The following is a 20,095-nucleotide window of genomic DNA, read 5'->3' as shown; positions in this document are numbered from 1 at the left end:
GCCGGGTGGTTCAGGCGAGCAGCGCCGCCACCAATCCGATCGCCGGGATCGACGCCAAGGTCGTGACGAAGGCCGCGTCGCGGGAGAGGACCATGCCGCGCTGATAGCGGCTGGCGTAGACGAACACGTTCTGCGCGGTGGGCAGCGTCGACACGACGACGATCGCGAACAGTTCGTGACCCTCGAGGCCGAGCAGGTAGCGGGCCATCAGGTACCCGAGCACCGGCTGGACGCAGATCTTGAGCACCGACGCGAGCACGACGTCGCGGCGCGGACTCGCACCCTTCTCGAGCACGCGCACCCCGTACAGCGACAGTCCGAAGGCGAGCAGTGCCCCGGGGACGGAGGCGCCGCCGATGAGCCGGAACGGCTGCATCAGTGCTTCCGGCATCGTCCACCCCGACACGGCCACCGCGAGTCCGGCGGCGCCGGCCAGCACGATCGGATTCTTGAACGGCGCGGTGATCGTCTCGAGCCGGGACGCGTCCTGGCGCATCGTGCTGACGTCGAGCACGGTCAGCGCGATCGGCGAGAAGATCATGATCTGGAACAGCAGCAACGGCGCCACGAACGACGCGTCGCCGAGTACGAACACGGCGATGGGAATGCCCAGGTTCGCCGAGTTCACGTACGACGACGCGAGCGCGCCGATCGTCAGTTCCGGCAGTTCCCGGCGCAGCCACACCCGGGCGATCACGAAATAGAGGCCGGCGACTGCGAACGCGGTGGCCGCCGCCACGGCGAGGGTCGGGGAGAACACCACCGACAGGTCCGAGTTGGCGAGGGTGTCGAACAGCAGCGCCGGAGTGGCGACGAAGAAGACGAGGCGGCTGAGGACGAACTGCCCGTGCTCGCCGAGGGTGCCGGTGCGACCGAGGAAGTACCCGATCGCGATGACGACGAAGATGACCGTGAAGCCTGCGACCACACCCGACACTGCCTACATCCGCCGATCTACCGAGGTGTCGCTGAACTGCACATACCGCCGCGAACTCTACTCCCGGGGCTTCGGGGCGCCGCGCCGGGCCGGTACCGCGAGCCGCTGCTCATCGGGCGTGTCCGGCACTGCTACCTTTCCCTTCGTGGGAATTCAACCGCCGGAGGACTCCTCACGCTCGAAGCGTGGCGTCTACGGCATCTCGGTGACGTCGGAGCTGTCCGGGATCGGTCCGCAGACGCTGCGGCTGTACGAGAGCCGCGGGCTCATCACTCCGTCGCGCACGTCGGGCGGGACCCGCCGATACAGCGAGGACGACCTGTACCGGCTGACCAGGATCAGTGAACTCGTCGCGCTCGGCGTCAACCTCACCGGTATCGGTCTCATCCTGTCGCTCGAGGACGAACGCGCGGCGCTGACCGCCGAGAACGCCAGATTGAGGGCGGCTGCCGAATCGGCCGTGTAGCAGCGAGACCACCGAGTCCGATCTCGCGTCGACCGAAGGGACGATGAAGTGCCACGCACACAGGAACACGCAGCCCGCTACGCCGATGCGTTGACCGCGCTCGCCGCCGCCACGCATCGGCCCACGAACGTCGTCAACATCGGTGGCGAGTACGCGATCCGTGTCGACTTCGCCTTCGGGATGTACGTGCTCGCCACCAATACCGAACACGGACTGAGCAGCGACCCCGACGCCCGCGACATCTGGTTGGTGCGGCTCTTCGAGCAGACCTCGGACGACACGACGGGCGACGTCGAACTCGTCCGCGCGCGTCACGAGTGGCTCGCCGACGCGTTCGATCTCGTGATCGCCGAACTGATCAGCACCGGCAAGTGGATTTCCTCCGACGCGATGCTCCACGAGATCGCGCCGCGGCCGGAGTCGCCGAACGACTCGGACGCCTGACGGCGCTGCTGCCGCTCCGGTCAGGTGTACTCCACCATTACCCGCTCGATCGTTCCGTCGAACGGGAAGGGCGCGCGGTCACGGTAGTCGAGTGACACCGGTGAACCGAGGGACGTGCCGATGTCGAGACAGTCGTTCGCGGTGAACAGCAGCGGTGCGCTCACCGGAACCGTGGTCTTCCCGACGGGTCGACCGTCGACACTCAGCCGGATGTTCAACGGCCCACCGGGACGAGGGTCGGCGTACTCGGTGAGCACTTCGATCGTGTGCGGTCCCGGGGGAACCGGATGGGGCGAGCGAACCTTGGTACGCGCCAGGATGAACAGGTTGTACTCGTAACACAGGTAGCCGTCGTCCATGAAGCACGTCAGACCGCCGCTGTTGGCGCCCAGAGAGTAGAGGACGCCCTCGGCCCGCTCGGGAACGGTCAGTTCGACGGTGACCCTGTTGTCCTTGTTGCCCAACGCAGGTGCGCAGAACTCGGGCATCCGGACGATGTCGCCCGTGAACTCCCAGCTCGTGTAGGGCGTCGAGATTCTCTGTTCGGGGTGGATGGCTGCGACCCAGAGACCGCCGCCCACGGGGAGGGCACTGTTCCGCGCCGCCTCGATCGCGAAGATCTCCCGCAGCTGGGCGAGCTTCTCCGGGTGTTCCCGGGCGAGGTCCCGGTTCTGGGTCCAGTCCACGTCGAGGTGGTAGAGCTCCCAGGTGTCGTCGTCGGGGCTCCAGTCCCGGACACCGCCGGGGAGCCCCGGCACCCACGGGGCACGCGGGCCGAATGCCGACGCCATCCAGCCGTCGTGATAGATCGCGCGGCTACCCATGATCTCGAAGTACTGGGTGAGCTTGCCCGCCTTGGCATCCCGGTCGACCAGGGTGGACGCGAAGCTCGCGCCGTCGATCGGATCCTGCGCGATCCCGTTCACGGTCCGCGGGGCGGTGATGCCGAGCAACTCGTAGAACGTCGGCACGATGTCGTTGCAGTGCAGGAACTGCGTGCGCGGGGCGGGATCGGGCGGGATCTTCGCGGGCCACCGCGCAACCATCGGGTTGCGGGTGCCTCCGAGATGCGAGGCCAGCAGCTTCATTCCCTTGTACGGCGTGCTCCCCGCCCACGCCCACCCTGCGTGGTACATGTTGTCGGTCTTCGGGGAGCCGAGAACGTCGAGTCCGCCGAGTTCGTCGAGCGCGGCGATGTGCTGTGCCGTGGTGGTGGGAATGCCGTTCTGCGCGAGCAGTTCGCTGATCGTGCCGTTCTGGCCCTCGCCCGACGAGCCGTTGTCGCCCCAGATGTAGAGGACCAGGGTGTTGTCCCGGTAACCGAGGTGGTCGAGTTCGTCGAACAGCCGCCCGATCTGGACGTCGCAGTGCTCGGCGTAGCCGGCCGCGACCTCCATCAACCGCCGTTGGAACGGTTTCTCGTCCTCGGGAATGTCGTCCCAGGCCGTCATGGTGGGATCGCGGTCGGTCAATTCGGCCTCGGGCGGAATCCAGCCCTTGTCCTTGGCGCGCGCGAAGACTCGCTCCCGGTAGGCATCCCACCCGTCGTCGAACTTGCCGGCGTAGCGGTCGGCCCACGGCTTCATGATGTGGTGCGGTCCGTGCAGGCAACCGCTGGCCCAGTACATGAAGAAAGGTCGCTCGGCGTCGAGTGCCTTGTGTCGGCGCAACCATCCGATGGCGTCGTCGGCGAGGTCCTCACTGAGGTGATAGCCCTCCTCCGGGGTTTTCGGCGGAAGGACGACAGTGGTGTTACGCACCAGATTCGGCTCGTACTGTGACGCCTCGCCGGCGAGGAAGCCGTAGAAGTAGTCGAACCCGACCCCGGTGGGCCAATTGTCGAAAGGCCCGGCGGCGGTCGTCTCCTCGGCGGGAGTGTTGTGCCACTTGCCGAACGCGGCGGTGGTGTAGCCGTAGTGGCGCAACACCTCGGCGCCGGTCGCACTGGACTTCGGGATGTGACCGGAGTAGCCGTCCCAGTCGTTGGCGAGCTCGGCGATCTGACCGTTCCCCACACGGTGATGATTGCGGCCGGTGAGTAGCGACGCGCGGGTCGGCGAACACATCGCCGTCGTGTGGAAGCGGTTGTAGGCGATGCCCTCCCCGAGCATGCGGTCCAGCGTCGGGGTGTTCACCTCGCCGCCGAAGCCGGTCGGCAGACCCGGTCCCGCGTCGTCGACGAGGACGACGAGGATGTTCGGTGCGTCGGAGGGCAGGCGCCGACTCCTCGGGCGTGGGCTGTACACGGACTCCTGCATCGTCCGTCCCGCGACGCTGCCCGACGGCACCGGTGGAAACGGGAGGCTCTCCCCGCCGGGGATCGCCTCTGCCCACGAAGGATCACTCATCGCTCCGGACTCCTCCCGCCGCCGTCGGCCCTGTTCCGATCAGTGGACCATCGGTGCCCGCGCGCCGACCTCATCCCGGTCGGGTGAAAGACGGTGGCAGTGAAAGGACCGCGCCGTGGGAACGGCGACGGCGGCGTCGGTCCGCTTCCCTAGCCGTCGGCCAGGCGGAAGATGCCGTCGCGCGGATCGAAGTGGACCCGCCGTGAGTCGAAGGCGCGCGTGATCGCCCCTGATTCGACGAGTTCGGCGGGGCTGCCGTCGACGACGGTGCCGTCCCCGGCGGCCAGCCACACGTGCTGTGACGTGCGCAGCACCAGTTCGACGTCGTGCGTCGAGAGCAGCACCGTGATTCCGGTGTCGGTGGCGATCTCGTCCAGCAGGGCCAGCAGTTCGACGCGAGCGGCCACGTCGAGGAACGCGCTCGGTTCGTCGAGCACCAGCAGGGCCGGCTGCTGCACGAGCGCCCGCGCGATGAGGATGCGCTGTCGCTGGCCGTCCGACATCTCGTGCATGCGCACGTCGGTGAGGTGGGCGGCGCCGAGCCGGTCGAGACTGTCGGCGATGAGCCGCTTCTCGTCCGCGCTCAACCGGGATGTGAAGCCCTGGTGGGGGAGTCGTCCGAGGGCGGCCACCTCGCCACCCGTGAGCAGGCCCCCGTCGACGCGGTCGGTGAGGACCACCGCGATCCTCCGGGCGCGGTGTGCGGGGGAGAGCTTCGTGACGTCGTCCCCGTCGAGGAACACCGACCCGCCGAGGACACGCTGCAACCCGGCGACCGACCGCAGCAGCGTCGACTTGCCCGCGCCGTTGGGGCCGAGCAGGGCGGTGACCTGACCGGCGTGGGCCGTCAATCGCACATCTCGCAGGATCGTCCGCGCCGGGCGGCCCGGGTAGCCGACGGTGACGTCGTCGAGGACGAGCGTCATGAGACGGTCCCGGCTTGGGCGCGGCGCGAGCGCAGGAGGACGAGGATCACGACCGGCGCGCCGACGAGCGCGGTGACGACGTTGAGGGGCAGGACGCCGTCGCGTCCGGGCAGCTGGGCGACCACCGAACACAGCAGTGACACACCGGCCCCCATGAGCACGACGCCGGGCAGGAGGATCCGGTGGTCGGAGGTGCCGAGCGCCAGCCGGGCGAGGTGTGGGACCGCGATCCCGAGGAAGGCGATCGGTCCGCAGAACGCGGTGACGGCGCCGGCCAGCAGCGCCGACGCCGTGATCGCGATCGTTCGGGTGCGGACCAGATGGACGCCCATCGAGTGGGCGTAGTCCTCGCCGAGGAGCATCGCGTTGAGCGGCCGGACCAGCGTCGCGGCCAACACGACACCGACGAGCACGGCGGGCACGAGAACCCGCAGATCCGACCACGACGCGCCCGCGTACGAGCCGAGGCTCCACAGGACGAACTGCTGCATCTGGGCGGGCTGCGAGAACGCGACCAGCAGCGAGACGATCGCGCTGGTGACGGACCCCACCATGACGCCGACGATGAGCAGCGTGACGACCGAACGGATCCAGCGCGAGATGGCGAGCACGAGCAGCAGCACGGCCAGCGCGCCTATCGCGGCAGCCGCAGCGACCCCGAGACGCCCGGTTCCCGCGACCGCCGCGAAGACGCCGGCGCCGGTACCCGAGCCGAGCACCACGAGCGCGACGCCCAGACTCGCGCCGGAGGACACCCCGAGGATATACGGGTCGGCGAGGGGATTGGCGAACAGCGTCTGCATCAGCAGACCCGCCACCGCGAGCGCCGCGCCCGCACAGGCCGCGGTGACCACGCGGGGCAGACGGATGTCCGCGATGAGCGTGGTCCAGCGCTCTGAGCCCGCGTCACCGGTGAACAGGTACCGCGCGGTGGTGCCGAACGGGATGGTCACCGATCCGACCGAAACCGCGAGGATCGTCGCCGCGACGACGAACGCGGCCAGCGCGGTGACGGTGGCGGCGGTGCGGTTCACTGCAGTCGACGGTAGAAGGTGAACTCGTGGCCGGGCAGAAGGTCCGGATGCGCGATCGCGATGAGATCGGCGAGCACCAGGTCGGGGCGCAGGACACCCTGCTCGTAGATGTCGAGCGCGCCCGCGTCGGTCATCCGCGCCGACGACGTCCACACCTGACCGTCACGGAAGGCCGCGAACTCGGCGAGGCGCGGCTCGGCGGCGATCGCCTCGGCCTTCGTCCTGTTCGAAGACGTGCTGATCGCCAACGGGAATCCGCCGGCCTTCGCGAACACGGTCTCGAGGTCCGTCTGCAGGCTGCCGGTGCCCGGCTCCGACATCCACGGGTGCGTGATGCGGGCGGTGGAGTACAGGTCGTTGGAGTAGCTGGCCAGCGGCACCGACCACGCTCCCTGATAGGGCAGGCCCGGAACGATCGGCGCGTCCGCGACGTTCGCGGCGAGTGTCGTGTACTTGCCGTACTCGGAGACGATGCCGTCGAACGTCTCGGTGGCCTGCTGCTCGGTGCCGGTGAGGGCCGCGAAGAACTTGATCCACTCGGCCCGGCCCAACGGGTCGGTCTCGAGCCAGTCGTAGTTGTCGAGGACCGGGATCTTCGAACGCTCGATCACCGCGAAAGCGGGATCGGTGAAGCCGCCGGTCACGAACGCCTGCGGGGCCTGCGCCACGACGGCCTCCGCGTCGACCTGGCCGGCAGTGGCGAACTGGGTGACGCCGTCGTCGGCGATGTGGGCGCGCGCGGCCTCGCTGTAGACGTAGTCGGCGCTCGCGAAACCGGTCAGCACGTCGAGCTTGCCGAGGGCCTCGAGGCTCGGCAGGTGCGTGGTCGACTCGGCGAACAGGCTCGTCACCGGCGTCGTGACCTGCTGGGCGCCGGCGAGGTCGCCCGTGAGTTCGGGCGCCGGGGCGCCGCAGCGGGTGAGCACGTACGACTCGTCGGCCTGGCCGGGCTGGCGGACCGTCACCACCTGGTACGACTGGTGGTACTCGATGTCGAAGTTCTCCGCGTATTCCACGGTCTGCTTGTCCGGGAAGTAGTCGGTGCCCGCGTCGAAGTCGGTGATGCAGTCGGCGCCGGCGGCCGACGCGGCGTCGGTCGAGTCATCGGACGAGCACGCCGCGACACCGCCCACGGTCAGGGCGGTCGCGGTGAGAAGAACAGCGGTACGGAACGAAAACGACACCCGGAGAATCTAGCGTGCAGCCGCGGCGGACCGTGCGTCGCTCGCCACGAACGCCGAGAGGCCGCGCGGTCGGTCGGACTGCGCGGCCTCTCGGGTGGGTCCTAGCGGCTGGTGAAGGGGAGAAGCGCCATCTCGCGCGCGTTCTTCACCGCCACGGCGACCTGGCGCTGCTGCTGCGGGGTCAGCCCCGTGACGCGGCGGCTACGGATCTTGCCGCGGTCCGAGATGAAGGTGCGCAGGAGGTTGACGTCCTTGTAGTCGACGGTCTCGATGCCCGCGGCGATGAGCGGGTTCTTCTTGGGGCGGCGGCCCTGCTCGCCGCGCGACTTCCTCGACGGTGATCTCTTGACTGCCATTGCTCTTTCCTTACCAGCTCGACTTGTGCACGCCTGGCAGTTCCCCGCGGTGTGCCATCTCGCGTACCCGAACGCGGGAAAGGCCGAACTTTCGCAGGTGACCGCGCGGACGTCCATCCGCGGCGTCTCGATTGCGCAATCGTACCGGACTCGCGTCCCGCGGCAGCCCTGCCAGCCGAAACTGTGCTGTGGCGCGTTCTTCGGGAGTGGACGTGGGCCGCCGGATGGTCTCCTTCAGTTCCGCGCGGAGCGGCGCGTAGCGCGCCACGGTCGCCTTGCGTTGTTCGTTCCGGACGATCTTCGACTTCTTCGCCATGTCGTCAGCGCTCCTCTCGGAAGTCGACGTGCCGGCGCACCACGGGGTCGTAGCGGCGCAGTACCAGACGCTCCGGGTCGTTGCGTCGGTTCTTCCGGGTGTAGTAGCGGTATCCGGTGCCCGCCGTGGACACGAGCTTGGTGAGTGGGCGGATCTCGTTGCCTGCCATGGTTTTCAAACCTTCTCTCCGGCGGCCCGGAGGCGGGCGACCACGGCTTCGATGCCGTCGCGGTCGATGGTGCGGATGCCCTTCGGGGTGACGCGCAGGGTGATCCTGCGGCCCTCGCCGGGCAGGAAGTACGTCTTGGTCTGGATGTTGGGGTTCCAGCGCCGATTGGTCCGTCGGTGCGAGTGGGATACGGATCGGCCGAAGCCGGGGCGTCTGCCGGTCACCTGGCAGTGAGCGGACACGGAGGCTCCCTTCCGGCCGTCGAGCGGCCAGTTCTTGAAAACGGTTGTCGATAACGCTGAGTGAGCGTAGTCTCCTGTATCTGTAATGACAATCATTTTCGAAAGGGGTGTTCGTGGCTGTGAAATCGGACGGTCGGACTCCGCTGGTGCTCGTGAGCGGGTGGCGCGGGCCGGTGGAGGAGACGGCCCGCTCGTTCCTCGACGGCCAGGGCACCGTCGTGATCCGTCACGATCTCGCCGACCTCGGGCAGGGCGTCGTGCGCCGGACCGTCACCACGGGGACCGCCGCCGTGCCCGTCGTGACAACCGAGATCCTCGAACTCGCCCACGGGTGCGTGTCCTGCACACTGCGGTTCGACCTGCTCCCGCTGCTGCGGAAGCTGCATGCCCGCAGCACCGTGGACCGCGTCGTCCTCGAACTCGACCCTGCACTGGAACCCGAAGCGGTGTGCTGGGCGATAGAGCACGTCCCGGTGGTGGGTGTGGTGGGACGGATCGACGGGCCCGCGGCCCGCGACATCGGTGTCGAAGCTGTCGTCACCTGCGTCGACGTCGACGGCTGGTGGGACGCGGTGACCGGCGACGAGGACCTCGACGACCGGACCGTGGCGCAGGTCGCCGTGGGACAGGTGGCGTTCGCCGACGCGCTCGTCGTTCACCCCTCCGCGCGCGATCCGTGGTTGACGCACAAGGTTCGCGCGGTGCTGGCCCGCCTCGCACCCGGCGCCCCCGTGGTGTCCGCAGCGGACGGACCCTCGCTCCTGCCGCGGGTCGGCGCCGACGCCCGCCGAGGTCGGGTCGACGGTGCCCATTCGCCGCTGCTGCGCGGACGTCCACCGCTCGAGGAGGAACACGGTGTCGCACTCGTCGAGTTCACCGCGCGCCGACCGTTCCACCCGGGTCGGCTGCACGAGGCGATCGACGTCCTGCTCGACGGGGTCGTCACCGCCCGCGGCCGGCTCTGGCTCGCGACGCGGCCCGACGCCGCGCTGTGGCTCGAATCCGCCGGCGGGGGACTGCGGGTGGCCGCTGCCGACCGCTGGCTCGCCGACATGACCGACGACGAGACCGAGCTCGTCGACCCGGAGCGTCGAGCTCTCGCCGCGCTGCGGTGGGACGACCGGTTCGGCGACCGGGACACCTCGATGGTGGTGCTCGTCCACGACGTCGAGCCGGAGGAGATCACCGCCGCGCTCGGGTGGGCGCTGGTCACCGAGCGTGAACTCGCGGACGAGGCGGCGTGGCCCACATGGGACGACCCGTTCGGCGAATTCCATACCGACCCCTGCGCCGAGGCACCCCTCGGTGCCTTCGAGAAGAACGGAGAGAACGCATCGTGAAGACCGGAATCCATCCCGACTACCGACCCGTCGTGTTCCAGGACGCGAACACCGGAACGGCATTTCTCACGAGATCGACGGCACACACCGACCGCACCGTCGTGTGGGAGGACGGCCGCAGCTATCCGCTCGTGGTCGTCGACGTGACCAGCGCGTCCCATCCCTTCTGGACGGGCGCGGACAGGATCGTCGACACCGAGGGACGAGTCGAGAAGTTCGAGCGCCGGTACGGCCGTCGCACCCGTCGCGGACCTCGGGAGGGCTGACCGATGGCGGTACCGAAGCGGCGCCTGTCGCGCGCCAACACCCGCAAGCGGCGGGCGCAGTGGAAGGCGGCGGCCCCCGCGCTGGTGACGGTCACCGTGGGCGGGCAGTCGTTCCGCGTTCCCCGACGTCTGGTGCGGGCTGTCCGACTCGGGGTGATCGATCCGTCGCGCCTGTGACGGCCGCCATGTCGGCCGTGCGAGGCTGTCGGCGTGCTGCTGAAGATCCTCGAACTGGTGGGCATCGTCGCGTTCGCCGCGTCCGGTGCCCTCGTCGGGGTCAGTAAACGCTTCGACATCTTCGGGGTGTGCGTCGTCGGTATCTTCACCGGCATCGGCGGCGGCATCGTGCGCGACATCCTCCTCGGGATCCATCCGCCGACGTCGCTGACGAACTGGCCGCTGTTCGGGACCGCGGCCGTGACATCGATGGTCGTGTTCTTCCTGCACTCGGCGCTCGGCAAGCTGCGCCGCGAGATCCTGGTGCTGGACGCGCTCGGCATGGGCTTGTTCGCGAGCACCGGCGCCGTGATCGCCCTCGACGCCGGTGCCGGGGCGCTCGCGTCGGTGCTCATCGGGGCCACCGCCGCGATCGGCGGCGGCATCCTGCGCGACGTCCTGGTGAACGAGGTGCCGCTGCTGCTGCACCGCGACCTGTACGCGATACCCGCGCTGCTGGGCGCCGGGATCGTGGTGGCGGGGACGTCGGCGGGTCTGACCGGCGACACCTCGCTCGTGATCGGCACGGTGGTGGCGTCGGGGCTGCGCCTGCTGGCGCTGTGGCGGAGCTGGTCGCTGCCCGGCCCACGGCTGTCCCGCGAGTGACCCGACACGCGTGAACGGGATCCTCTCAGCGGGATCTCAGCCGGTAGGGCCAAAATGTCGGCATGCGCATATTGGTGGTCGACGACGACCGGGCGGTGCGGGAGTCGCTGCGGCGATCCCTGAGCTTCAACGGCTACACGGTCGAGCTCGCCGTCGACGGCATGGACGCGCTCGAGAAGGTCGCAGCGTCGCGCCCCGATGCGCTCGTGCTCGACGTGATGATGCCGCGCCTGGACGGACTCGAGGTGTGCCGCCGACTGCGCAGCACCGGCGACGATCTGCCGATTCTCGTTCTCACCGCCCGTGATTCGGTGTCCGAGCGGGTCGCCGGCCTGGACGCCGGTGCCGACGACTACCTGCCCAAGCCGTTCGCGCTCGAGGAGTTGCTGGCCCGTCTGCGCGCCCTGCTGCGCCGGGCTGCGCCGGCCGCCGGGGACGACTCCGAGGCCATGACGTTCGAGGACCTCACGCTGGACCCGGTGACCCGCGAGGTGACCCGCGGCGGTCGCTCGATCAGCCTCACCCGCACCGAGTTCGCGCTGCTCGAGATGCTGATGGCGAACCCGCGCCGGGTGCTGTCCCGCAGCCGCATCCTCGAGGAGGTGTGGGGTTACGACTTCCCGACGTCGGGCAATGCGCTCGAGGTGTACGTCGGCTACCTGCGGCGCAAGACCGAGGCCGACGGTGAGCCGCGCCTGATCCACACGGTGCGCGGTGTCGGTTACGTCCTGCGGGAGACGCCTCCGTGATGGGTGCGCCCTTCGGTAGGTCCGGTCCGCCGTCACAGCCCGCGTCGCCGCCCCCGTTCCGCCCCATGCGGCCCGTGCAGCACGAGATGCGGCCCCCGATGCCGCTGACGCGATCGGTGTCGCTGCGCTGGCGGGTGACGCTGCTGGCGGCGTCGGTCGTCGCGATCGCGGTGGCGCTCATGGCGTTCGCCGCGTATGCGGTGGTGTCGCGGGCGTTGTATGCGGACGTCGACCACCAACTGCGTTCCCGCGCATCCGCCATCGTCGACAACGACCTCATCACGTTCGACCCGCGGTACATCGCGGGCGCCACCCTCTACACCACCGATATCAGTGTGGCGCTGATCTTCCCGGATCTGAACAAGTACATCCCGCCGGGTTCCGTGGTGCCGATCGGCCCAGCCGAACTGGCCGTCGCCCGTGGGCAGCTCGACTCGTCGCTGCGCACCGTCGAGGGTAACCGGGTGCTGGCCGAGCGAACCCGCGACGGCAGCACCCTGGTGATCGCGCAGCGTCTGGAACCGACCGAGGACGTTCTCGACCGGCTCGCGTGGGTGCTGTTCGTGGTTGGCGGTTGCGGCGTCGTACTCGCGGCGGCCGCCGGCACCACCGTGGGACGCACCGGTCTGCGGCCGATCGCGCGGTTGACCGCCGCGGCCGAACGGGTCGCGCGCACCGACGACCTCACGCCCATCCCGGTGACCGGTAACGACGAACTCGCCCGGCTCACCGTCAGTTTCAACACCATGCTGCGCGCGCTCGGGGAGTCGCGGAACCGGCAGAGCCGCCTGGTGGCGGACGCCGGACACGAACTGCGCACGCCGCTGACGTCGCTGCGCACCAACATGGAGCTGCTGATCGCGTCGAGCCGCCCCGGCGCGCCGAGCATCCCCGACGAGGACATGGCCGATCTGCGCGCGGACGTGGTCGCGCAGATCGAGGAGCTGTCCACGCTCGTCGGCGACCTCGTGGACCTGGCCCGCGAGGACGCCCCCGAGACGGTGTTCGAACTCGTCGACCTGAGCGAGGTGGTCGAACGATCGTTGGAGAAGGCGCGCCGTCGCCGCAACGAGATCGACTTCGAGGCACGGACGACGCCGTGGTTCATCTACGGCGACCAGGCCGGGCTGTCCCGAGCCGTGCTCAACGTCCTCGACAATGCAGCGAAGTGGAGCCCCACCGGGGACCGTGTCGATGTCACGATGCGGCAGATCGGGGACCGGCTGCTCGAACTCGTCGTCGACGATGCGGGCCCGGGCATTCCGCTCGAGGACCGCGAACTGGTCTTCGAGCGGTTCTACCGGTCCACCGCCTCGCGCTCCATGCCCGGGTCGGGCCTCGGCCTGGCCATCGTCCGGCAGGTCGTCGTCAAACACGGCGGCACGATCGCGGTGGAGACGTCGGACCGGGGCGGCACCCGGATCCGCATCGTGTTGCCGGGCGAGCCCGAGGCCGAGGGGCGCTGATCCGTTCGGTCGGTTCGTTCGGCCGCTCTGCTGTCCGAATTGTGTTGTTGGCCAGCGCGGGTAAGGACACGGGAAACTGAAAGGACCGTCTCAGCGGCCTCTCAGACGGGCCGGGCAGTCTGGTAGTCAGCGACCCACCAGCGCCGCCCGACACAGGCGGACAGACAGAAAGCGGTGCGATGACCGACGACCGTAATCCTCACGGTGACCCGAACCAGGGCAATCCCTACCAGGGTCATCCCGCGCAGAACGCCCACCAGCACGGCGAGGGACAGCAGCCGTCCGCTCCGCGCGATCCGTGGAGCCCCGGAGCCGGCTACCACCCGACGACGCCGCATGGCGCCGGCGGCTACCCGGGCTACCCGCAGCAGCCCGGGTACCAGGCGGGGTACCGCCCGACCGAGCAGATCCCGACGGTCGGTGCCACGGGAACCCTGCCCACCACCGGTGCGCCGACGCCGTCCACCGAGCCCCGGCGGGTGGGCCGGACGGCTCTCGTGGCGGGCGCCGTCGCGCTGGCGCTCGTGAGCGGTGGCATCGGTGGCGTCGTGGGATCGCTCGCCTCGTCGAACAACGGCAGCAGCGCCCCCGTCTCGAACGCGCTCGACGCACCGAAGCCCAGCACCAGTCCCGCGTCCAACGCGCCGGCGGGGTCCGTCGAGGCCGTCGCCGCCAAGGTCGTGCCGAGCGTCGTGCAGATCCAGGTCGCGGGCACCCGCGGTGAAGGCGAGGGCTCCGGTGTGATCCTCTCGTCCGACGGACTGATCATGACCAACAACCACGTCATCGCCGGCGGCGGAACCGACGGCAAGCTGCTGGTCGCGTTCTCGGACGGCAGCACGGCCCCGGCCACCCTCGTCGGTACCGACCCCACCTCGGACATCGCGGTCATCAAGGTCGACGGCAAGTCCGGCCTGACCCCGATCGAGCTGGGCTCGTCCGAGGACGTCAAGGTCGGCGAGGAGGTCGTCGCGATCGGTTCGCCGCTCGGCCTGGCCGGCACCGTCACCGCCGGCATCGTCTCCGCGCTCGACCGCCCCGTGTCGACGAGCGGGGAGACCGGCAACCAGAACACCGTCATCGACGCGATCCAGACGGACGCCGCGATCAACCCGGGCAACTCGGGTGGCGCGCTGGTGAACATGGAAGGCCAACTGGTCGGCATCAACACCGCGATCGCGACGGCCGGTGGGCAGGGCGGATCGATCGGACTCGGCTTCGCGATCCCCGTCGACCAGGCCCGGCGCATCGCCGACGAACTGGTGAAGACCGGCAAGGCCACGCAGGCGATCATCGGCGTCCAGGTCGCGGCCAAGGACGCGACGGGCGGCGCGACGGTGGTCGACGTCACCGGCGGCGGACCGGCCGAGAAGGCCGGCATCCCGAAGGGTGCGGTCGTCACCAAGGTCGACGATCGCGTGATCACGAGCGGGGACGCGCTGATCGCCGCGATCCGCTCCCACGCGCCCGGCGACAAGGTGAGCGTCACGTACAAGGACCCGTCCGGCAACAGCAAGACCGTCGACGTCGAACTCGGCACCGCGCCCACCACGGGCGGCCGTTGATGAACTCCGGAGCGCGACCGGCGCCGCGGATTCTCCGCCACGTCCCGACGTCGTCGGACGCTGCCACTACGGTGGGAACCATGGAACTGGAATCACCGATGGCCGGACGAGCTCTCGTCGTCATCGTCGACGATCGCACCGCCCACGGCGACCTCGACTCGACGGGTCCGCTCGTCACCGAACTGCTCACCGAGGCCGGATTCCTGGTGGACGCGACCGTCGCGGTGACCGCGGACGAGGTGGAGATTCGCAACGCGCTCAACACCGCGGTGATCGGCGGTGTCGACCTGGTGATCTCGGTCGGCGGCACCGGCGTCACCCCGCGTGACGTCACCCCCGAGGCCACCGCCGAGGTTCTCGATCGCGAGTTGCCCGGTATCAGTGAGGCACTCAGGTCCTCGGGTCTGGCGGCCGGCGCGGTCGACGCGGTGATCTCGCGCGGTCTGGTCGGCATCTCCGGCAGCACCCTGGTGGCCAATCTCGCGGCGTCGCGGGCGGCCGTCCGCGACGGCATGGCGACGCTGACGCCGCTCGCGAGCCACGTCATCGGTCAGTTGTCGGCGATCGACGAATGACCCAGGAAAAGAAGAAGGAGATCGACCGGGCACGGCTGGACGCCGTGTTCGGAACGGTCCTGCCCGACCAGACGTCGGACGAGCAGTCCCCGGACGGCGAGTCGCGCGGCGACGGCACTCCGGACGAGTGGCTGCGTCGTCAGGTGCCCCCGCACCACGGCTGATCTCGAGTCGCTCGGACGGCGACTCCCGCGGGAGAGAAGAAACGATGCGCGTGCCCTCCGGAGGGCACGCGCATCGTCGTTTCGGTGTGGGCCGACGGATCAGTCGTCGACTCGGGTGTGCCTGCCGTCGGACTCCGCGGACGAGGCCTCGCCGATGCGGCCCTCGGCCAGGATGTCGCGAATCTGGATGAGCAGGTCCGCCTCACTGGCTTTCGTGTCCTCTTCCTCCGTCGCGAAACGGGCCTTGACGGCGTTCGCGGGGACGATCAGAACGAAGTAGACGACGGCAGCGATGATGACGAAATTGATGATCGCGGTCACCACGGCGCCGACGTTGACGAACGTCGCGTCGTTGCCCTCGATGATCGCCATACCCCAGGGAAGGTCGTCGGATCCGCCGACCGCGGCGATGAGCGGGCTGATGATGTTGTCGGTGAACGCGGTCACGATCGCGGTGAACGCGGCGCCGACGACCACCGCGACCGCCAGATCCAGGACATTGCCCCGGAGCAGGAAGTCCTTGAATCCCTTGAGCATCTGTGCCCCCTCGCTTGGAATGACTGGTGCACCAGCAGACCCTAATTCACGGGGACACGGTGGGCGACCGGCGCGCGTTCACCGCAGGGTCACCGTGAGCGCGTCGGTCAACGATGCGGTCGCCACCGCCCCCGCGGCGGGCGCCGGCAGCGCGAGCATCACGACGCGGTCGCGCCGTCCCGCACCGGACGATTCGGGGGAGACGAGCACCACCGTGGCGTCGGTTGCCAGCACGGTGGCGGCGGGCCGTCGCGTCTCGGTGGGCCCGGACGTCTGGTCCACGGTCAGGACGTCGACGCGGTCGCCGGCGCGGATGAGTTCGGACAGACCCGGATCCGTCAGCCGGACCGGCACCATCCGCGCGTCGGGCGCCCCGGCAGCGGCCTCGGTGAGCCGGGGGCCGAGGAGACGGACATCGGTGAGCATCTCGCCCGCCCGTACCGGTGAGGCGACGGTGCGGCCGGAGGCGTCGGCGACGACACGCACGGATCCCTCGGGAAGATCAGGATCCGGGCGGGCGACGACCCGGACATCGTCGGGGGTGAGCACCGTTCCGGGGGTCAGATCGTGCGCCGCGACGAGGACCGGGGCGCCCGAGTCACGTAATCCGTCGCGCAGCAGGAGCACCCCGGCGGCGACGATCAGGACACCGGCGGTGACCCGCCGGGCCGTGTCGGTGCGGGCCCAGTCCGGACGCACAGCGGCGCCGACCCTGCCCAGCAGGGTCGGCGCCAGCGACGCATCGGGACTCGGCCCCCGGGAACGGACGGAATACTTCGGCATGCCATCGGACGCTACGGCCGGGTGCGAGGAACCGGCCGGGGCTTTCCTGGGCGGACCGATCTGCCTGTGGATGAGTCCGGAGCTGTGGAGAAAGTGGTTCGGCGGCGGCGGCTAGCTCGCGGCGGCCGTGCTCGATCCGCTCGTGGTGGACGAGGACGAGGAAGCAGTCGAGGTCGACTCGGACTTCTTCGCGGGCTCGCTCACGGTGCTCGAGCCGCCGCCACGGCTGTCGGTGCGGTAGAAGCCGCTGCCCTTGAACACGATGCCGACCGAGTTGAACAGCTTGCGGAGCTTGCCCGAGCATGCCGGGCACACGGTCAGGGTGTCGTCGCTGAACGACTGCACGATGTCGAACTTGTTGTCGCACTCGGTGCAGGCGTACGAGTAGGTGGGCACTGGGGTTCCTCCGCACTGTGTAGTCAAACCGCAGGTGTTGGCACTCTACAGTCGACAGTGCCAACAGCGGAAACCAGCATGCTATTTCCGCGAGTGAGCGAACGTCGCGAAAGTCACTCGTCGCGCAGCCGGACCAGCCCGCGGCCCGGGGTGAGCGCGTAGTGCATCCGGACGTCGTGCGGGTCGGCGGGCAGTGTGGGCACCAACTCGCAGTCGCGTACCACCGCGACGAGTGCCGCGCCGGGATCGGCGTAGCCGAGGGTGCGGTCGTAGAACCCGGCTCCTCGGCCCAGTCGGGTGCCCCGCTCGTCCACGGCGAGCGCCGGGACGAAGATCACGGACGCGGACGCGACCTCGCCGGCCGGCAACACCGGACCGAAGGGTTCCTGCAGTCCGTGGCCCGCCGCGGCCAGCCCTTCGGCGCCCGTGAACTCGGCCCACTCGAGCGGGCCGGGTTCACCGGTGACCGGGAGCAGCACCCGCAACCCGGCCGCACGCAGCGCGTCGAGCATCTCGATGGAACCTGGTTCCGAGCCGACAGGCACGTACGCGCACACCGTCGCCCCCGCCGGAGCCGTCGATCCGGCCACGGAAACCGCCGTCGCGGCCAGCGCCCGCGCCTCGGCCGCCCGCGTTCCGGAGGACACCGCACGGCGTTCGCGGAGGACGTGAGCACGCCATTCCGCCTTGGAGAGCGAATTCATGACCGCCACCTTAGGATCGCTCCGTCCGGCCGCGGGGGCCGGATGGATAGGGTGGTGAGTTATGACAGATGCCGTCACCAATGACAACAGGTGCTTCCGGACGGCGGTCGTGCCCGCTGCAGGGATGGGAACGCGGTTCCTACCTGCGACGAAGACCGTTCCGAAGGAGTTACTCCCGGTGGTCGACACGCCGGGCATCGAGTTGGTGGCGGGTGAGGCGGCCGATTCGGGGGCGAACCGTCTCGTCATCGTGACCTCGCCCGGTAAGGACGGTGTCGTCGCTCACTTCGTCGAGGATCTCGTCCTCGAGAGCAAGCTCGAAGCCAGCGGCAAGTACCACCTGCTCGAGAAGGTCCGGAAGGCTCCGGGACTGCTGGAGGTCGACTCCGTCGTGCAGGCCGAGCCGCTGGGCCTCGGTCACGCGGTCGGGTGCGCCGAAGCGGTGCTCGACGACGACGAGGACGCCATCGCGGTGCTCCTGCCGGACGATCTGGTGATGCCGCGCGGCGTGCTCGAGACCATGGCGCGGGTGCGCGCCAAGCGCGGCGGCAGCGTGCTGTGCGCCATCGACGTGCCCAAGGAGCAGGTCAGCGCGTACGGCGTGTTCGACGTCGAGACAGTCCCGGACGCGACCAACCCGGACGTCCTCAAGGTCGTCGGAATGGTCGAGAAGCCGGCGATGGAGGACGCTCCGTCCACCTTCGCCGCGGCCGGCCGGTACCTGCTCGACCGCGCGATCTTCGACGCCTTGCGCCGGATCGAGCCGGGCGCGGGCGGCGAACTCCAGCTCACCGACGCCATCGCACTGCTGATCTCCGAGGGACATCCCGTCCACGTCGTGGTCCATCGCGGAACTCGACACGATCTGGGAAATCCCGGCGGTTACCTGCGGGCTGCGGTTGACTTTGCGTTGAACAGCGACGAGTACGGTCCGTCGCTGCGTGAGTGGCTGGCCGACCGACTGCAGCAGCCTTCCGCCGAATAGCGGTTCGCAGCAGTACAGGTCGGGTCGACAGGGTCTGGAGGACGAGAAACCACATGCGCTCGGTTGAGGAGCAGCAGTCGAGAGTGACTGCTGCCGCGGTGGCGCCCCGGCCCGTCCGGGTGGCGATCTCCGAGGCGCAGGGGCTGCTCTGCGCGGAGGAAGTGGTGACCGAACGGCCACTGCCAGGCTTCGACCAGGCCGCGATCGACGGCTATGCGGTTCGCAGTGTCGACGTCCTCGCCGCGGGCACCGATGTCCGCGGCGAGGACGGCGAGCCCACCGAGCTCACACTGCCGGTGGTCGGTGAGGTCACCGCGGGCTCGCGTCAGCCGATCAGGCTCCAGCCCCGGCAGGCGGTGCGGGTCGACACCGGTGCGCCGCTGCCGACGCTCGCGGACGCCGTCCTGCCGATGGACCGCACCGACGGCGGTCACGTGCGGGTCAAGGTCTACAAGCCGGTGCGGTCCGGCGACTACGTCCGACGCGCCGGTGACGATGTCCAGCCCGGCGACGTCGCGGTCCGGGCGGGCACGATCATCGGCGCCGCCCAGGTCGGGCTGCTCGCCGCGGTCGGCCGGGACAAGGTTCTCGTGCATCCACGGCCACGCCTGTCGGTGATATCGGTGGGCGGCGAACTCGTCGACATCGACCGCACGCCCGGCCCGGGGCAGGTGTACGACGTCAATTCGTACGCGCTCGCGGCCGCCGCGCGGGACGCCGGCGCCGACGTCAACCGGGTCGGCATCGCGACGATGGATCCGCGGCGGCTCCGGGAAGTCGTCGAGGGGCAATTGATCCGCTCCGAGATCGTCGTCATCGCGGGCGCCGTCGGTGGTGGCGCGTCCGACGAGGTGCGCGAGGCGCTCGCGGATCTGGGCGATCTCGAGGTGGAGCGGGTGGCGATGCACCCGGGATCCGTGCAGGGCTTCGGACAGTTGGGGCGCGACGAGGTGCCGACGTTCCTGCTGCCGTCCAATCCGGTCAGTGCGCTCGTGGTGTTCGAGGTGATGGTGCGGCCGCTGATCCGTATCGCCCTGGGCCGGCGGCAGCCGATGCGCCGGATCGTCACGGCCCGGTCGGTCGCCCCGATCACGTCCATCGCGAACCGCAAGGGCTTTCTGCGGGGACAACTGATGCGGGACGAAACCACCGGCGAGTACCTCGTGCAGGCGCTCGGCGGAGCGCCGGGAGCGTCGTCGCACCTGCTCGCCACGTTGGCTGAGGCCAACTGTCTGGTGCTCGTCGACCCCGAGGTCACCGAGGTTCGGGCCGGTGAAGAGGTGGAAGTCGCGTTCCTTGCGCAGCGGGGCTGAGCGGGGCG

The 20,095-nt window shown here is 69.6% G+C and carries 26 protein-coding genes; 13 read left to right on the top strand and 13 right to left on the bottom strand.

Annotated elements, in window-relative coordinates; translation table 11 throughout:
* Window positions 1–10: 10 nt before the first annotated feature.
* Window positions 11–937, bottom strand: coding sequence for an AEC family transporter (locus tag PSS76_RS11565; protein ID WP_084968204.1), 927 nt, complete (start codon window positions 935–937; stop codon window positions 11–13).
* A 145-nt stretch (window positions 938–1,082) separates the two neighbouring features.
* Between PSS76_RS11565 and PSS76_RS11560 the strand changes: the two genes are divergently transcribed.
* Window positions 1,083–1,403, top strand: coding sequence for a MerR family transcriptional regulator (locus tag PSS76_RS11560; RefSeq protein WP_013415180.1), 321 nt, complete (start codon window positions 1,083–1,085; stop codon window positions 1,401–1,403).
* A gap of 48 nt (window positions 1,404–1,451) precedes the next feature.
* Window positions 1,452–1,847, top strand: coding sequence for a hypothetical protein (locus tag PSS76_RS11555; RefSeq protein ID WP_005514830.1), 396 nt, complete (start codon window positions 1,452–1,454; stop codon window positions 1,845–1,847).
* Window positions 1,848–1,867: 20 nt separating this feature from the next.
* Here PSS76_RS11555 and PSS76_RS11550 read toward each other — a convergent pair whose 3' ends face one another.
* From PSS76_RS11550 to rpmB, 8 genes are all read right to left on the bottom strand, one after another.
* Window positions 1,868–4,195, bottom strand: coding sequence for a sulfatase-like hydrolase/transferase (locus PSS76_RS11550; RefSeq protein WP_084968203.1), 2,328 nt, complete (start codon window positions 4,193–4,195; stop codon window positions 1,868–1,870).
* A 149-nt stretch (window positions 4,196–4,344) separates the two neighbouring features.
* On the bottom strand, window positions 4,345–5,121 hold the full coding sequence (locus PSS76_RS11545) for an ABC transporter ATP-binding protein (RefSeq protein ID WP_013415182.1): 777 nt from the start codon (window positions 5,119–5,121) through the stop codon (window positions 4,345–4,347).
* Window positions 5,118–6,155, bottom strand: a complete 1,038-nt coding sequence (locus tag PSS76_RS11540; RefSeq protein ID WP_022594548.1) for an iron chelate uptake ABC transporter family permease subunit — start codon at window positions 6,153–6,155, stop codon at window positions 5,118–5,120. Before PSS76_RS11540 ends, PSS76_RS11545 begins: the two co-directional genes overlap by 4 nt.
* Window positions 6,152–7,339, bottom strand: coding sequence for an ABC transporter substrate-binding protein (locus PSS76_RS11535; protein WP_081205264.1), 1,188 nt, complete (start codon window positions 7,337–7,339; stop codon window positions 6,152–6,154). The genes PSS76_RS11540 and PSS76_RS11535 overlap by 4 nt, the downstream gene beginning before the upstream one ends.
* 101 nt (window positions 7,340–7,440) lie before the next feature.
* Window positions 7,441–7,695 carry a 30S ribosomal protein S18 gene (gene rpsR / locus PSS76_RS11530; RefSeq protein ID WP_005514823.1) on the bottom strand — a complete coding sequence of 85 codons (255 nt, stop codon included), beginning with the start codon at window positions 7,693–7,695 and terminating at the stop codon, window positions 7,441–7,443.
* Between the two features lie 10 nt (window positions 7,696–7,705).
* Window positions 7,706–8,011, bottom strand: coding sequence for a 30S ribosomal protein S14 (rpsN, locus tag PSS76_RS11525; RefSeq protein WP_041673955.1), 306 nt, complete (start codon window positions 8,009–8,011; stop codon window positions 7,706–7,708).
* Between the two features lie 4 nt (window positions 8,012–8,015).
* Window positions 8,016–8,180, bottom strand: coding sequence for a 50S ribosomal protein L33 (gene rpmG, locus PSS76_RS11520; RefSeq protein ID WP_005514821.1), 165 nt, complete (start codon window positions 8,178–8,180; stop codon window positions 8,016–8,018).
* 5 nt (window positions 8,181–8,185) lie between these two features.
* Window positions 8,186–8,422: a 50S ribosomal protein L28 gene (gene rpmB, locus PSS76_RS11515; RefSeq protein ID WP_005514820.1), complete on the bottom strand. Its 237-nt coding sequence runs from the start codon at window positions 8,420–8,422 to the stop codon at window positions 8,186–8,188.
* A gap of 107 nt (window positions 8,423–8,529) precedes the next feature.
* On the opposite strand from rpmB, the gene mrf reads away from it, so the two are divergent.
* The 9 genes from mrf (at window position 8,530) to PSS76_RS11470 (ending at window position 15,369) form a co-directional block, all read left to right on the top strand.
* Window positions 8,530–9,762, top strand: coding sequence for a ribosome hibernation factor-recruiting GTPase MRF (gene mrf / locus PSS76_RS11510; RefSeq protein WP_084968201.1), 1,233 nt, complete (start codon window positions 8,530–8,532; stop codon window positions 9,760–9,762).
* Window positions 9,759–10,028, top strand: coding sequence for a type B 50S ribosomal protein L31 (locus PSS76_RS11505; protein WP_013415188.1), 270 nt, complete (start codon window positions 9,759–9,761; stop codon window positions 10,026–10,028). Before mrf ends, PSS76_RS11505 begins: the two co-directional genes overlap by 4 nt.
* A gap of 3 nt (window positions 10,029–10,031) precedes the next feature.
* Entirely contained in the window at window positions 10,032–10,205 is a 174-nt protein-coding gene (gene rpmF, locus PSS76_RS11500) for a 50S ribosomal protein L32 (RefSeq protein ID WP_005514817.1), read from the top strand.
* Between the two features lie 33 nt (window positions 10,206–10,238).
* Complete coding sequence (locus tag PSS76_RS11495) at window positions 10,239–10,850, top strand: trimeric intracellular cation channel family protein (protein WP_084847900.1); 612 nt, start codon at window positions 10,239–10,241, stop codon at window positions 10,848–10,850.
* Between the two features lie 62 nt (window positions 10,851–10,912).
* Window positions 10,913–11,599 (top strand): response regulator transcription factor, encoded by a 687-nt coding sequence (locus PSS76_RS11490; protein ID WP_069856150.1) that lies wholly within the window; start codon window positions 10,913–10,915, stop codon window positions 11,597–11,599.
* Window positions 11,599–13,065, top strand: a complete 1,467-nt coding sequence (locus tag PSS76_RS11485) for a sensor histidine kinase (protein ID WP_013415190.1) — start codon at window positions 11,599–11,601, stop codon at window positions 13,063–13,065. Before PSS76_RS11490 ends, PSS76_RS11485 begins: the two co-directional genes overlap by 1 nt.
* Before the next feature lie 179 nt (window positions 13,066–13,244).
* Window positions 13,245–14,630: a S1C family serine protease gene (locus PSS76_RS11480; RefSeq protein WP_337456210.1), complete on the top strand. Its 1,386-nt coding sequence runs from the start codon at window positions 13,245–13,247 to the stop codon at window positions 14,628–14,630.
* 80 nt (window positions 14,631–14,710) lie between these two features.
* Window positions 14,711–15,205 (top strand): MogA/MoaB family molybdenum cofactor biosynthesis protein, encoded by a 495-nt coding sequence (locus PSS76_RS11475; RefSeq protein WP_005514807.1) that lies wholly within the window; start codon window positions 14,711–14,713, stop codon window positions 15,203–15,205.
* The gene (locus tag PSS76_RS11470; protein ID WP_337456209.1) at window positions 15,202–15,369 is read left to right on the top strand and encodes a hypothetical protein; all 168 of its coding nucleotides are present in this window, start codon (window positions 15,202–15,204) and stop codon (window positions 15,367–15,369) included. Before PSS76_RS11475 ends, PSS76_RS11470 begins: the two co-directional genes overlap by 4 nt.
* A gap of 99 nt (window positions 15,370–15,468) precedes the next feature.
* Here the strand turns inward: PSS76_RS11470 and mscL are convergent, their stop codons facing one another.
* The 4 genes from mscL to PSS76_RS11450 form a co-directional block, all read right to left on the bottom strand.
* Window positions 15,469–15,906 carry a large-conductance mechanosensitive channel protein MscL gene (mscL, locus tag PSS76_RS11465; protein ID WP_013415194.1) on the bottom strand — a complete coding sequence of 146 codons (438 nt, stop codon included), beginning with the start codon at window positions 15,904–15,906 and terminating at the stop codon, window positions 15,469–15,471.
* Between the two features lie 78 nt (window positions 15,907–15,984).
* On the bottom strand, window positions 15,985–16,689 hold the full coding sequence (locus PSS76_RS11460) for an SAF domain-containing protein (protein WP_005514803.1): 705 nt from the start codon (window positions 16,687–16,689) through the stop codon (window positions 15,985–15,987).
* A gap of 111 nt (window positions 16,690–16,800) precedes the next feature.
* Window positions 16,801–17,085: an FmdB family zinc ribbon protein gene (locus PSS76_RS11455; protein WP_005514802.1), complete on the bottom strand. Its 285-nt coding sequence runs from the start codon at window positions 17,083–17,085 to the stop codon at window positions 16,801–16,803.
* Between the two features lie 113 nt (window positions 17,086–17,198).
* Complete coding sequence (locus tag PSS76_RS11450; RefSeq protein ID WP_037084510.1) at window positions 17,199–17,789, bottom strand: 5-formyltetrahydrofolate cyclo-ligase; 591 nt, start codon at window positions 17,787–17,789, stop codon at window positions 17,199–17,201.
* Window positions 17,790–17,850: 61 nt separating this feature from the next.
* Here PSS76_RS11450 and PSS76_RS11445 point away from each other — a divergent pair, with 61 nt between their 5' ends.
* Together PSS76_RS11445 and glp are read left to right on the top strand one after the other, a co-directional pair.
* A complete protein-coding gene (locus tag PSS76_RS11445) occupies window positions 17,851–18,774 on the top strand; it encodes a UTP--glucose-1-phosphate uridylyltransferase (RefSeq protein WP_005514800.1) in 924 nt (307 codons plus the stop codon).
* Window positions 18,775–18,827: 53 nt separating this feature from the next.
* A complete protein-coding gene (glp, locus tag PSS76_RS11440; RefSeq protein ID WP_005514799.1) occupies window positions 18,828–20,087 on the top strand; it encodes a molybdotransferase-like divisome protein Glp in 1,260 nt (419 codons plus the stop codon).
* Window positions 20,088–20,095: the final 8 nt, after the last annotated feature.

The organism is Prescottella sp. D32 (genome assembly GCF_037287305.1).
GTDB classification, from domain to species: Bacteria; Actinomycetota; Actinomycetes; order Mycobacteriales; family Mycobacteriaceae; genus Prescottella; species Prescottella equi.
Note: the sequence above shows the minus strand (reverse complement) of the source record. Positions and strands in the feature narration are given on the sequence as shown.